This is a genomic window from Zhenpiania hominis, assembly GCF_014333425.1.
Taxonomy (GTDB): domain Bacteria; phylum Bacillota; class Clostridia; order Peptostreptococcales; family Anaerovoracaceae; genus Hominibacterium; species Hominibacterium hominis.
Genome location: NZ_JACRYT010000028.1, coordinates 1 through 13,046, shown reverse-complemented (window position 1 = coordinate 13,046; position 13,046 = coordinate 1). Strand labels below are relative to the sequence as shown.

Annotated in this window: 15 protein-coding genes; 10 read left to right on the top strand and 5 right to left on the bottom strand. The window is 49.2% G+C overall.

From position 1 onward, the window contains the following. The first annotated feature begins 111 nt into the window (after positions 1–111). The 7 genes from aroF to H9L42_RS15390 are packed head-to-tail and all read left to right on the top strand — an operon-like array spanning position 112 to position 7,462. Positions 112–1,122: a 3-deoxy-7-phosphoheptulonate synthase gene (gene aroF, locus H9L42_RS15420; protein WP_187304307.1), complete on the top strand. Its 1,011-nt coding sequence runs from the start codon at positions 112–114 to the stop codon at positions 1,120–1,122. Positions 1,123–1,124: 2 nt separating this feature from the next. Beyond that, entirely contained in the window at positions 1,125–1,973 is an 849-nt protein-coding gene (locus H9L42_RS15415) for a prephenate dehydrogenase (RefSeq protein WP_346726333.1), read from the top strand. Continuing rightward, entirely contained in the window at positions 1,973–3,043 is a 1,071-nt protein-coding gene (aroB, locus tag H9L42_RS15410) for a 3-dehydroquinate synthase (RefSeq protein WP_187304306.1), read from the top strand. The genes H9L42_RS15415 and aroB overlap by 1 nt, the downstream gene beginning before the upstream one ends. Then, positions 3,040–4,281 carry a 3-phosphoshikimate 1-carboxyvinyltransferase gene (aroA, locus tag H9L42_RS15405; RefSeq protein ID WP_187304305.1) on the top strand — a complete coding sequence of 414 codons (1,242 nt, stop codon included), beginning with the start codon at positions 3,040–3,042 and terminating at the stop codon, positions 4,279–4,281. Before aroB ends, aroA begins: the two co-directional genes overlap by 4 nt. After that, complete coding sequence (gene aroC / locus H9L42_RS15400) at positions 4,271–5,353, top strand: chorismate synthase (protein ID WP_187304304.1); 1,083 nt, start codon at positions 4,271–4,273, stop codon at positions 5,351–5,353. The genes aroA and aroC overlap by 11 nt, the downstream gene beginning before the upstream one ends. Continuing rightward, positions 5,350–6,492 carry a bifunctional chorismate mutase/prephenate dehydratase gene (locus H9L42_RS15395; RefSeq protein ID WP_187304303.1) on the top strand — a complete coding sequence of 381 codons (1,143 nt, stop codon included), beginning with the start codon at positions 5,350–5,352 and terminating at the stop codon, positions 6,490–6,492. Before aroC ends, H9L42_RS15395 begins: the two co-directional genes overlap by 4 nt. A gap of 10 nt (positions 6,493–6,502) precedes the next feature. Then, complete coding sequence (locus tag H9L42_RS15390) at positions 6,503–7,462, top strand: shikimate dehydrogenase family protein (protein WP_187304302.1); 960 nt, start codon at positions 6,503–6,505, stop codon at positions 7,460–7,462. A gap of 82 nt (positions 7,463–7,544) precedes the next feature. Here H9L42_RS15390 and H9L42_RS15385 read toward each other — a convergent pair whose 3' ends face one another. After that, positions 7,545–8,093 carry a shikimate kinase gene (locus H9L42_RS15385; RefSeq protein ID WP_187304301.1) on the bottom strand — a complete coding sequence of 183 codons (549 nt, stop codon included), beginning with the start codon at positions 8,091–8,093 and terminating at the stop codon, positions 7,545–7,547. Between the two features lie 185 nt (positions 8,094–8,278). Between H9L42_RS15385 and H9L42_RS15380 the strand changes: the two genes are divergently transcribed. From H9L42_RS15380 to H9L42_RS15375, 3 genes are all read left to right on the top strand, one after another. Beyond that, positions 8,279–8,971: a Glu/Leu/Phe/Val dehydrogenase dimerization domain-containing protein gene (locus H9L42_RS15380; protein ID WP_465270672.1), complete on the top strand. Its 693-nt coding sequence runs from the start codon at positions 8,279–8,281 to the stop codon at positions 8,969–8,971. After that, positions 8,914–9,171 (top strand): hypothetical protein, encoded by a 258-nt coding sequence (locus tag H9L42_RS17470; RefSeq protein ID WP_465270673.1) that lies wholly within the window; start codon positions 8,914–8,916, stop codon positions 9,169–9,171. The genes H9L42_RS15380 and H9L42_RS17470 overlap by 58 nt, the downstream gene beginning before the upstream one ends. 109 nt (positions 9,172–9,280) lie before the next feature. Further along, complete coding sequence (locus tag H9L42_RS15375; protein ID WP_187304300.1) at positions 9,281–9,661, top strand: RidA family protein; 381 nt, start codon at positions 9,281–9,283, stop codon at positions 9,659–9,661. 90 nt (positions 9,662–9,751) lie between these two features. Here the strand turns inward: H9L42_RS15375 and H9L42_RS15370 are convergent, their stop codons facing one another. The 4 genes from H9L42_RS15370 to tadA form a co-directional block, all read right to left on the bottom strand. Beyond that, on the bottom strand, positions 9,752–10,432 hold the full coding sequence (locus H9L42_RS15370; protein ID WP_187304299.1) for a GntR family transcriptional regulator: 681 nt from the start codon (positions 10,430–10,432) through the stop codon (positions 9,752–9,754). A 14-nt stretch (positions 10,433–10,446) separates the two neighbouring features. Then, the gene (gene ispE, locus H9L42_RS15365) at positions 10,447–11,394 is read right to left on the bottom strand and encodes a 4-(cytidine 5'-diphospho)-2-C-methyl-D-erythritol kinase (RefSeq protein ID WP_187304298.1); all 948 of its coding nucleotides are present in this window, start codon (positions 11,392–11,394) and stop codon (positions 10,447–10,449) included. A gap of 112 nt (positions 11,395–11,506) precedes the next feature. Next, on the bottom strand, positions 11,507–12,397 hold the full coding sequence (locus H9L42_RS15360; protein WP_187304297.1) for an Ig-like domain-containing domain: 891 nt from the start codon (positions 12,395–12,397) through the stop codon (positions 11,507–11,509). Positions 12,398–12,399: 2 nt separating this feature from the next. Continuing rightward, positions 12,400–12,849: a tRNA adenosine(34) deaminase TadA gene (tadA, locus tag H9L42_RS15355; protein ID WP_187304296.1), complete on the bottom strand. Its 450-nt coding sequence runs from the start codon at positions 12,847–12,849 to the stop codon at positions 12,400–12,402. Positions 12,850–13,046 lie beyond the last annotated feature (197 nt).

Sequence of the window (13,046 nt, the reverse complement as noted above, 5' to 3'; positions counted from 1 at the left end):
GGTGAATTTTGCTGCAATGAGATAACTCGAAACAACAGGACCAATCGAAAGTTGAGAGATTCTCCGCAAGTGAAATTCACTTGCGGAGTTTTTAATTTAAGGAGAGGAAAAATGATTATTATTTTAAAAGACAATCCGGAAGAAAAACAATTAGAAAACCTGATTTCCTGGCTCAAGAGCATGGATCTGGACATTCATTTCAGCAAGGGGGAAAACACTACCATCCTTGGACTGATCGGCGATACGTCCGCTGTGGACATTGATCTCATTAACGCTCTGGATATTGTGGAAACCGTAAAGAGAGTCCAGGAGCCGTACAAGAACGTAAACCGCAAATTTCATCCCAAAGACACGGTTGTGGATGTCGCGGGCGCCAAAATCGGCGGAGGAAACTTCCAGATCATCGCGGGCCCCTGTTCCGTTGAATCCAGAGAACAGGTCTGCCAGATCGCGAAAGATGTAAAGAAATCCGGAGCGCGCCTGTACCGCGGCGGCGCTTTCAAACCGAGAACGTCCCCTTACGCGTTCCAGGGAATGCGCGCGGAAGGAATCAATCTGCTGTTGGAGGCAAAAAAAGAATCCGGACTTCCTATTGTTACCGAAGTTATGGATCTTTCCCATCTTCCGCTCTTTGAAGATGTGGACGTCATTCAGGTCGGAGCGAGAAATATGCAGAATTTCGAGCTCCTGAAAGAGCTCGGCCATGTCAACAAGCCGATCCTCTTAAAACGCGGCCTTTCCAGCACACTGAAAGAGTTGCTGATGAGCGCTGAGTACATCATGGCCGGCGGCAATGAAAACATCATCCTCTGCGAACGGGGGATCCGAACTTTTGAGACCGCGACCAGAAACACTCTGGATCTGGCGGCCGTTCCTCTTTTAAAGACCATGACCCATCTGCCGATTATTGTCGATCCGAGCCACGCCACCGGAATTTCTTCTCTGGTAAAACCAATGGCCATGGCAGCGGCGGCAGCGGGCGCGGACGGCCTGATGATCGAAGTGCACAACGATCCGCCTCACGCGCTGTGCGACGGAGCTCAATCCCTGACACCGGAAGAGTTCGATGATGTCGTCAAGGCAGTTAACGCTATTCTCCCCCACGCATACAAAGGACAGTGACCATGGGAACAATGAAAATCGCCATTATCGGACTGGGGTTAATCGGCGGCTCCATGGCAAAAGCAATCAAGGAAAACACCAGCCATACAGTGTACGGCTATGACAAAAATGATACCGTCGAAAAAAAGGCTCTGCTGCTCGGAGCGATCGATGAAGTTCTTACGGACGAAATTCTCAGTCAGTGCGATCTGACACTGATAGCCCTCTATCCTCAGGCAGCAGTAGACTTTATCCGGAAAAAGCAGGAAATTTTCAAAAAAAGCTCCATCGTGTTGGACTGCTGCGGAGTCAAGCGGATCGTTTGCAGACAGGTGGAACCTATCGCGCTGAAACAGGGATTTGTCTTCATCGGCGGCCATCCCATGGCAGGCCTGGAGCACTCAGGATTCGATCACGCGAAAAAGGCGCTTTTTAAAGACGCGTCCATGATTCTGACGCCTACCAAAGGGAGCATTCAGGATGTGGAAAAGGTAAAAGATCTGTTTACCGCAATCGGCTTTACGAATATCCAAATCGCGACGCCGGAAGAACACGATCAGATGATTGCCTTCACTTCCCAGCTTGCCCATGTTGTTTCCAGCGCGTATATCAAAAGCCCCGCGGCCATGAAACACCAGGGTTTTTCCGCCGGAAGCTACAAGGATCTAACCAGGGTCGCCAAGCTGAATGAAGATATGTGGACAGAATTGTTTCTAGACAATCCGGAATTCCTCACGGAGGAAATCGACGGAATCGCCCGGCGTCTGGAGGAATACAGCCGCGCCATTAAGGATCGGGATGCCGAAACTCTGCGCGCGCTGTTAAAGGACGGGCGTGAAAAGAAAGCTTTCATTGATGGAGAAATATTTTAATGGAAAAGATAACGATAACAGCCTCGAAAACATATGAGGTCCTGACCGGCTCCGGACTCCTGCCGCGGGCAGGGGCCTATATCCGGCAGGCTCTGGGCGAAAAGGTCCGGAAAATTTGCGTTGTAACAGACAGCAATGTCGCTCCTCTTTACAGCGATGCACTGATTTCCTCTCTGGAGGAATCCGGTTTTGTCGCGGTAAAATTCGTCTTTGCCGCCGGGGAAGCTTCCAAAAGCCTGCGGACGCTGTCAGATCTCCTGGAATTTCTGGCACAGCGGCAGCTGACCCGTTCGGATGCCCTTGTTGCTCTCGGCGGAGGCGTTACCGGAGATCTGACGGGTTTCGCCGCCGCCTCCTATCTCCGGGGAATTCCTTTTGTCCAGGTTCCCACAACCCTGCTTGCCGCGGTAGACTCTTCAGTCGGCGGAAAAACCGGTGTCAATCTGGAAGCCGGCAAAAATCTGGCCGGAGCCTTCTGGCAGCCGTCTCTGGTTCTCTTTGACACGGATACCATGGCGACGCTGTCCCAGGATCTGCTCCTGGACGGCGCCGCGGAGGCGATTAAAGCCGGAGCGATCGCGGATAAAGAACTGCTTTCCTATATCCGGGAGAAACCGGATCTAAAAGATCCCGCGGTCATCACCCATCTCAGCGGCCGGGCCATTGAAATTAAACGCCGGGTGGTTCAGGAGGACGAAAGAGATATCGGCGCGCGCCAGCTTTTAAATTTCGGTCACACCCTCGGACACGCCATTGAAAAGTGCAGCGGATTTTCTGTCAGCCACGGACACGCGGTCGCCATCGGGATGGTAATCGAATCCCGCGCGGCGCTTCAATTTGGCTGGTCCCGGGAAGACTGTACCGCTCCGCTCAGTGAAATTCTGAAAAAGTTCGGCTTTCCGCTGGACTGCCCTTACAGCGCGAGTCAACTCACGCAGGCGGCACTGAGTGATAAAAAACGCCAGGGCGATAGGCTTACACTGGTGATCCCGGTTGCACAGGGAGACTGTCAGCTGAAAGAGCTTCCCGTCTCCCGTCTGGAAGAATTTATAAAGGCAGGTCTGTCATGAATATTGAAATTACACCACAAACACTCGTCGGCAGCGTCAACGCCGTCGCGTCAAAATCCCACGCGCATCGGCTGCTGATCGCGGCGGCGCTTTCCAAACGCCCTGCCGAGGTTTCTATCCGCACCACTTCTCAGGATATCGAGGCCACCCGCGCCTGCCTGAAGCAGCTCAAGGCAGGCATACCGGTTCTGGACTGCGGGGAAAGCGGCTCCACGCTTCGCTTTCTGCTTCCCGTCATCATGGCTCTGAAAGAGGAAGCGATTTTTCTGGGTTCCGGACGGCTTCCTCAGCGCCCCATTTCCCCTTTAAAAGAGGAAATGGAGGCACATGGCTGTTCCTTTTCCAATAAGCATCGTACAAAGGGAACGGCACAGGAAATCTGCCATATAAAAGGAAGGCTGCAGGGCGGACTTTTTACCCTTCCGGGAAATGTCAGCTCCCAGTATATTACCGGACTGCTTTTTGCCCTTCCTCTTTTGGAGAAGGACAGCTGGATTCAGATTACATCTCCTCTGGAGTCCAGAAGTTATGTGGATTTGACTCTGGATGTGCTGAAAAACTTTCAGATTGATATTTATACAGAAGAAAAGGAAGGACTACTTACCTTTAAAGTCAAAGGACGCCAGCAATACATCCCTCCGGAAAACCTTGAGGCGGAAGGCGACTGGTCGAATATGGCCTTCTGGGTTGCCGCCGGAGTGCTCTCCAAAGAATCTGGTATTATTGGAAGAGGGGTCAACTTAAAATCGATCCAGGGAGATCGGGCCATTCTCAGCTTAACCCGCAGAATGGGCGGAGAAATCCAGGAAAAAGGAGATAGTTTTCTGGCACTGGCAAGACCTCTCCATGGCATCCATATCGACGCTTCCGCAATTCCCGATCTTGTTCCTATCCTGTCGGTTATGGCCGCTGCCGCCAAGGGCACGACCTGCATTCATCACGCGGAACGACTGCGGATTAAAGAATCGGATCGGCTTGCGGCCATGTACGACTGTCTTTCCCGAGTAGGCGTCGATCTTGCCGAACAGCCCGGAGGATTGACGATCCGGGGAGGCTCTCCTATTAAAGGCGGCAGGGTCAGCGGTTATAACGATCATCGGATCGTCATGGCTATGGCCATCGCCTCAGTTGTATCGGAAGGCCCCATTATCATCGAAGGCGCGGAGGCGGTCAATAAATCTTACCCGGGATTCTGGGATGACTTCAAATATCTGGGAGGTGAATATCGTGAACTCTAGTTTTGGAGAAAAAATAAAAATAACCATATTCGGAGGTTCCCACGAACCGGAAATCGGCGTTCATATCCAAGGGCTCCCTCGCTTTACCGCCTTTGACTTAAAGGAACTGCAGGAGTTTTTAGATGAACGGGCCCCTGGAAACAGCCCTTTTACTACCACAAGAAAAGAACCGGATTTGGTACGGCCGGAACGGGGACTACGGATTATCGATAACCTCGCCGTCATCACAGAACCGGTAGTTACACTGACGATTGCCAATACAAACACCCGCTCTGAGGATTATAAAAATCTGCGGGATATTCCCCGTCCGGGACATGCCGACTATACCGCGTGGATCAAATACGGCAATCGCCTGAACATGGCGGGCGGCGGCCCTTTTTCCGCGCGGATGACCGCGCCCTTGTGTATTGCGGGCGGGATTGCCCTGCAGCTTCTTCGAAAAGAAGGCGTTGAAATCGGCGCCCATCTTTATTCTGTCGGCAGTATTCGGGACGCGGCTCTGAATCCACTGAATCCGGATATTCCCACGACTTCTGGTTTTCCGACGATTTCGCGGGAAGCCGGCGAAAAAATGAAGGAAGAGATTCTCTCCGCCCGAAAGGCCGGCGACTCTGTCGGCGGAATTGTGGAGGTTTACGCGAAAAACTGCCCCGCCGGACTAGGCGGCCCTATGTACGATGGCGTGGAGAGTGTACTGTCTCCAATCTTTTTTGGGATCCCCGCAGTTAAAGGAATCGAATTTGGCGCGGGTTTCGCCGCTTCCGGAATGCGGGGTTCCGAAAACAACGATCCCTTCCGTATGGAGGGCGGGCAGGTGCGAACCAGCACCAACCATCATGGTGGCATCCTCGGAGGAATTACCTCCGGCATGCCGATTATCGCAAGGCTCGCGTTCAAGCCGACGCCTTCCATCGCCAAAGCGCAGCAGTCGGTAAGTCTGAGCAGGAAAGAAAATGAAACTCTGTCCATCCGGGGGCGGCACGACCCCTGCGTCGCGGTGCGGGCCGTTCCGGTATGCCGGGCCGCGATGGCTATTGGACTTTTAAATATGATTATGGAGGAAAAAGAATGAAATTAGAAGAAATCAGAAAAGACATCGACAAAGTAGACTCTCAGATCGCGGATCTGTTCAAGGAAAGAATGGCTCTTTCTCTGGATATCGCGAAGGCGAAGCAGGAAGGTAATCTGCCGGTTGTAAACGCTTCCAGGGAAAAAGAAATTCTCCACCGTATCTCTAATGAAGTCGGCGAACCTCTGGACGGATACGCCCGTATCCTCTTCAACACCTTATTTGATCTGAGCCGTTCTTACCAGAACAATTACCTCTCCCGCGTTTCTGACATTGGCGAGCGTATCGAGAAGGCATTGGAAGAGACGCCGAAGCTTTTCCCAAAAAAAGCGGTTGTAGCCTGCCAGGGCGTAGAAGGCTCTTACTCCCAGGCCGCCTGCGAAAAACTGTTTGAGGTCCCAAGCACGATGTATTTCAACAGTTTTGAAGGCGTATTCAACGCGGTTGAAAAAGGATTGTGTCAGTATGGAATTCTTCCGATTGAGAACAGCTCTTACGGATCCGTAGGAACCGTATACGACCTGATGCGCAATTACAACTTTCATATTGTCAAAAGTATCCGCCTGCGGATCAATCACAGCCTGCTGGCAAAGCCGGGGACAAAACTCAAGGATGTGAAAGAAATTTTCTCTCACGAGCAGGCCATCGGTCAGTGCGGAGAATTCCTGAAAACACTCAAGGATGTCAAAATCACCATTTGTGAGAACACCGCCCGCGCCGCGAAAATGGTCGCGGAATCCGAGCGAGACGATGTTGCCGCCATCTGCTCCAGAGACTGTATGGAACTGTACGGCTTGGAATCCTTAAACAACAATATCCAGGTCAGTGATAACAACTATACCCGTTTTATCTGTATTTCTAAGAATCTGGAAATCTATCCTGGAGCCAACAAGATCAGCCTGATGCTGACGCTTCCGCACAGGCCAAGCTCCCTCTACCATATGATCGCCAAATTTGCCGCGCTGGGCGTAAACCTGACAAAACTGGAATCCCGTCCGGTACCGGGCAGCGATTTTGAATTTATGTTCTATTTCGATATGGAAGCGTCCGTTTATTCGCCGGAGCTTGTAAACCTGCTGGGACAGCTGGAGAACCAGCCGGAATTATTCGTATTCCTTGGCAGCTATTCGGAAACGATTTAAGGAGCAAAGTATGACATACGGTCTCATCGGAGAAAAATTGGGGCACAGTTACTCCAAACAAATTCATGAAAGCCTGGGGAGGTACACTTATGACCTCCTCAGCTTGAGCCGGGAGGAATTAGAAATCTATCTCAAGAAAAGAGAGTTTTCCGGCCTGAATATTACCATTCCCTATAAAAAAGCGGTTTTTCCGTTCTGCGATCAGGTTTCGGAACTCGCATCGGAGATTGGCTCAATCAACACACTTTATTTTCGTGACGGCCTTCTCTGCGGAACCAATACCGATTACACCGGGTTTCTTTACGCGGCTGCCAGCGCCGGCATTTCTTTTTCCGGAAAAAAAGTCCTGATTTTAGGAAACGGCGGCACCAGTCTCACCGCGCGGAAGGCAATTTCCGATCAGGGCGCGGCGCAGATTCTGATTGCTTCCCGCCGTGGTGAATCGGGATGTATTTCATATGAAGATTTGAAAAGCCATCGGGACGTGGAAGTTATCATCAATACAACTCCGGTAGGCACTTATCCGGACAATGGAAAGCATCTGATTGAGCTTTCAGAGTTTCCCGCGTGCGGCGGTGTCATTGACGTGATCTATAACCCCTTTAAAACCGTGCTGCTCCAACAGGCGGAAGAGTTGAAAATTTCACATTCCAACGGTCTCCCCATGCTGGTTGCCCAGGCTACGGCAGCAGCGGAATTCTTTCTGGATGAGAATGGATTCCAGGCGGAAAACGAACGCATCATCAAAATGCTCCGGAGCCAGATTGAAAATCTGATCTGCTTTGGAGGTTCCGAAGTCCGCGCGCGTCAGTCCGCCCAATCCCACAACAAGACCTTTATTCGTCTGGATGATCCTTCCCTGGCCGAACAGGTGGGACGGGAAAGAGGCCAGCTCATCTATGTTCCGGATTCAATAGTCTGTACGCCACAAGAAAAAAAAGCCCTTCTGCAAAACGGCAGGGCTTTCTAGCTCCTCAGAAAATACACTGACCCTTGCGGTCAGCATGTGGAAATCGGAATCTTTGATTCCGTCATTTCCACTTTTCTTATTATCAACGGCGCGCCTGTTCATACACTTCCCTGCAGATTTCTTCGATCGACTTTCCATCTGTAGAGATACGAAAATCCGCGGCAGCTTCATAGATCGGGCGCCGTATCTCGATCATCTCACGGATTGCGTCCGTATTCTTCTTACCTTCCAGCAGCGGACGGTCGCTGCTGCCTTTTACTCTCTCGTAAATCGTCTGCGGTGACGCCGTCAGAAAAATAACTTTGCCGCTGTTTTTCATAAGCTCTACGTTTTCCTTTCGCAGAGGGACGCCTCCCCCGCAGGAAACGGCCAACCCGCCGCGGCAACACAGCCCGCGCAGAAATTCGGTTTCCATATCCCGAAAGGCTTTTTCCCCATGAACACGGAAAATCTCCGAAATTTTCATCCCTGCCTGTTCCTCAATCCGCTCATCCATTTCAACCTGCTCCATAGAAAAAAGTTCACCGAATTTCCCGGATATCGTTGATTTCCCGCACCCCATAAATCCAATAAAAAACAGATTACGGGGAAATGGCTTTTCCCCTGTCCTTTCGGCTTTTTCTCTGCACATGTTCTACTCCTCTTCCTTTTTTCCTGGGTTTTATTGTAGTATAAATTTCTCTCTTTTTCAAGTCGCCTCTGCTCTCTGATTTTTCTAAATTTTTTAAATTTTCCTTGACATTAAAAGCAAATCGAAATATAATAATTTTCGTTGTTTGCTTTCACAAACGATTACGCAAACACAAGAAAGGAGTGTTGGATCGACTGATTGAGCCGGAACGCTTTATCCAGTTCCGCGTGGCCTGGAAGGATCGTGACAACAACACCCGCGTCAACCGGGGCTACCGGGTTCAGTTCAATTCTTCCCTGGGGCCATACAAAGGGGGGCTTCGCTTTCACCGTACAGTAACACCCTCTGTCATTAAATTCCTTGGATTCGAGCAGACCTTTAAAAACAGTCTGACCGGACTGCCTCTGGGAGGAGCGAAAGGCGGCTCGGACTTTGATCCTCATGGAAAAACCGATGATGAGGTTATGAATTTCTGTCAGAGCTTTATGAGCGAACTTTTCCGCCACATTGGAGCCAGTACCGATGTGCCTGCTGGAGATATTGGTGTCGGTAACCGGGAAATCGGATATTTGTATGGTCAATACTGCCGTCTTATGAATATTTCAGAAGGAACCATGACCGGAAAGGGAATCTTTGCCGGGGGCTCTCTTCTCCGAACCGAAGCAACCGGTTATGGACTCTGCTATCTCGCGGAAGTGATTCTTGGCAAATTACATCATACCTCCTTAGAAGGCAAAAAAATTATTGTATCTGGCTCTGGGAACGTCGCTCTCTATGTCATAAAAAAAGCACAGAATCTGGGAGCGAAGGTCATCAGGGGATTCTTTATGTCCCGGCGAAAGCGGCTAACGCAGGGGGAGTTGCTGTCAGCGGGTTAGAAATGGCGCAGAACGCAAGTCGGGCATCCTGGAGTTACGGGCATGTTGACCGTAAATTGCAGGAAATCATGCAATATATCTTTGAACAATGTTTTGAAGCCTCACAGCAGTACGGGGCACCCGGCAATCTCTTGCTTGGCGCAAATATCGCCGGATTTGTAAAAGTCGCGAAGGCAATGCAATGGCAGGGGGTTGTATAAAAAAAGGTTTTATTCATTCCGAAAACCGAAAACAGGTATACGAACCAAAAATTTCCCTGTATAATATAGCTATCCCTTTTTATCAGGGGAGAATCAGGAGGAATGAATTATGAGAAAAATAGTATCAACTGATAAGGCTCCCGCCGCAATCGGGCCTTATTCCCAGGCGAATATTTTCGGTGACTTTGTCTTCACATCCGGCCAGGTTCCACTAGACCCGGCAACCGGAGACATTGTCGGCACGACCATTGAGGAACAGACGCGGCAGGTATTTAAAAACATGAAAGCAATTCTGGAAACCGCAGGCTCTTCTTTGGACAAGGTACTGAAAACAACGGTCTTTATTAAAAACATGAATGATTTCGGGAAAATGAACGAAATCTACGCCGAATTTTTTACGGAAGGCTCCTACCCTTCCCGCTCTGCTGTAGAGGTAGCCAGACTTCCAAAAGATGTCCTGGTGGAAATAGAAACGATCGCATACCGATAAAATAGCCTGCGCTTGCCTCAGATAACAGTATGAAAAAGGTTCGCCGCATCAAATCTGTACGGATGCAGCGAACCCCTTTTCTCATTTTTTCTATTTGCTCATGCTCGTTTTTTGTCGAATTCCGTCTCGAATAACCATCTCTTTCAGTCGATCGATATGTATGTCCGCGGCCGCTCTGGCATCCTCCGCTCTGCCGTCACGAATCGCCTCTAAAATCTGCCGATGCTCTTCTGGCATATTTTCCGCTCTCCGAAAGTCATCATAATAAATATAGCGGAACCGAAGCACCAATTCTTGAAGCTGTTCAATCATATGAACCAAAATATTATTATTGCAGGATTCTACAATAATCCGATGAAATCGAGTGTCATAGGCAATCATGCTGTCCATATCACCTTCCGCTACTGCCCGATTATAAGAATCCGAAGTTCGCTTCAGATCTGCCATCTGTTCTTCCGTCATCCGCGAAGACGCGAAGTAAGCCGCCAGACCTTCCATGTCTTGTCTTACTTCTAAAATATCCACCATATCTTTTACAGATATCTGTGAAGCATATGCCCCCCGCCTCGGTTCAATGGTTACTAAGCCTTCCTTTTCCAATTTTCGGATTGCTTCGCGAATCGGAGTTCTACTCACCCCCATATCTGCCGCCAGTTCAACTTCCATTAATCTGGTCCCCGGCACAATCTTTCCTGTCAGAATCTGCATTTTCAGTTCCTCATACACAATTTCCCGCAGAGGTCTGTGATTCTGGATGTCAAAGTTCAGCATGTAATACTCTCCTCTTAGTAGGTCGTTCGGGTCCAAAACGTTTCCCTGTTTTCTTTTTTCAGTTGCTCACAAGCGTGCTGAGCTTCCTCTCTGGTTTTGCAGAGAGCGAAGATCGTGGGACCGCTTCCGCTCATCAGAACTGCCTCTTCTCCCAGCAGTCGTTTTACTTTGTTCTTTGTATACATAACTTTAGGATACCTTGTCAGAGTAAAATTTTCAAGGACATTCACCATATTTTTTTGAATCTTTCTATAATTTTTTCCAGCTAACGCTTCTTTCAACTCTGCTATATTCGGATGCTCCGTAATCGAATCCAGCTCAAGACCTTTATACACCTCTGCCGTAGATACGCCCATAGGTGGCTTCGTAAGCAGCAGATGGCTTTTCAGTCCCGCAATCGGCTCCAAATCTGTACCTGTTCCTCTGGCAATCGCGCAGTGTGAAGCCATCGGTTCGTCTGCAAGACCCAGCTCCGGATTCGCCTTCGCCTGTCCCATGAGAGAGAAAGGTACGTCCGATCCCAATTCCGCCCCCACCGCACAGAGTTCCGGCAGTTTTAAGCGCAGCCCCCATAGAAGATTTAAAGCGTGAAGAACCGCCGCGCCGTTACAGCTTCCTCCCGCGAGCCCTGCCGCGACAGGGATCCTTTTTTTGATATCGATTCTCACTTTTCCCTGTCGCTCTGCTCCATAAGCCAAATACATCTGCTTGGCCGCTTTATAAGCTAAATTTCGTTCATCTCTCGGCAAATAAGGTCTGTTAGTAGAAACTTCGATCTGAAAAGCATCATCTGCCTCTGATCGCGTCTGTCTTGTCCCTTCTGACCACTTTACGTCCACATCGTCGTGAAGCAGAATCTGCTGCATAACCATCTCTACCTCATGATATCCGTTTTCAAGTCTTCTGAGCACATCAAGACATAGATTGATCTTTCCGTAGGCCCGTACCTGTATCCTTTTCATCTCTTTTCTCCTATAGTTTTATAGAGCCCGATCGGGTTCCTTCCTATCAGAAAGGAGCAGGAAAGTCCCCTGCTCCTTTCAATCTTTATGTTTGCCGCTTCTCTTATCCGCTTTATTTTTTCTTCGACTTATTCTTCGTATTTCTCTGCTTCCCGGTCTGGTTCTTAGGCCTTGTATTCCCCTTTTTCTGCTGGTTCTGCTGGCTTTTTTGCGCCTTTTTCTTCGCAGGTTTATATTTGCCCCCGGCAGCGGAAATCGGTCTTGGTCCCGCTACTCGTTTCTTATCTGACGAAGTGTTCTTATCCGCTTTCTCTTTAGCGGCTTTCGCGCGCTGATTTTTAGATGCCCGCTTTGCTGCGGCCGCAGCCTGTTTTTCTTTGTTTTTCTTATCTTTTTCCACGATTTCTTCAACTGATTTTCCAGTCCGCTTCGCTTCTTTATACGGGTTGACTGTCTCCGTCTTTCCTTTGGCGGCTTTTTCTTTTTCCTGCTGTTTTTTCATGCTGCGGGAAGTAAAGAAAATCATACCTACCATCATAACGCCCATCATAATCATATTGACCGTAGTCGCCTGTGACTGATTCAGAGTCGTGAAGGAAACCTTGTCCCCTTCCGCCAGAGTATCGCCACTGGCAGCTTGAAACGAAGGGTCTATTGTCAGCGTATATTCCGTATCGCCCTGAATCTGCGCGGAATTATCACTCAAAACCATCATCAGCCCTTCTTCATCTGGGCTGTAAGCTACATAGATCGGAATATTCTTTCCCTTTTCATCTACCAATTTAATTGCTTTTTCGTTAGCCTGACGCACCTGCTCCGACTGTGGCCTTACATCCTGGTTAAACCAGATTTTAAGACTGGCGTTTTCCACGGCGGTTCCTGTCGCTCCATTTTCCGGATATTGTGCCTCAATTTTCAATCCGCCTTCTTCCGCGAAGCAAACCGATGCCGACATGAGCATCATCATAAGTAAAAGGCATAAAAGCACGCCCGTTCTTTTCATAGTTATCCTTCCTCCGACTTTTTCTTTCTCAGTTCTTTAAAGAATGCTTTCAGTATGTTTTGACATTCCTGCTGCATGATCCCGGTCTCAATTTCCACATAATGGTTAAGACGCGGTTCCTGTGGTATATTGAAAACAGATCCGCACGCGCCGCCCTTCGGATCCATCGTCCCGATGTACAGCCTGTGAATACGGGCCCAGACAATCGCGCCCGCGCACATAGCGCACGGCTCAGCCGTAACATATAGATTACAGCCTAAAAGTCTCCATCCGCCCAGCTTTTTTGCCGCCTCCCGGAGAGCCAGCATTTCCGCGTGGGCAGTCGGATCTTTTAAAGTTTCCGTCAGATTATGTCCCCGCCCTATAATTGCGCCATCTTTTTCTACAACCGCTCCGATCGGCACTTCACCACAATCGTAAGCTTTTTGCGCCTCCTCAAGAGCTTCTATCATATAATTCCTCATATACCTTTCAATGTTATCACATTTTTCGCGTTCTATCAAGCGAATTTCCTTAGTTTTCTGCTCCAATATGGTTCACATATGATAATGTCTTAGTATACCACAAAAGAAAATGTCCCGAATGTGGTATAATTATCCTCCTATGAGACTTATGAACAGGAGGAAATCATTATCAGAAAGGTAGAACT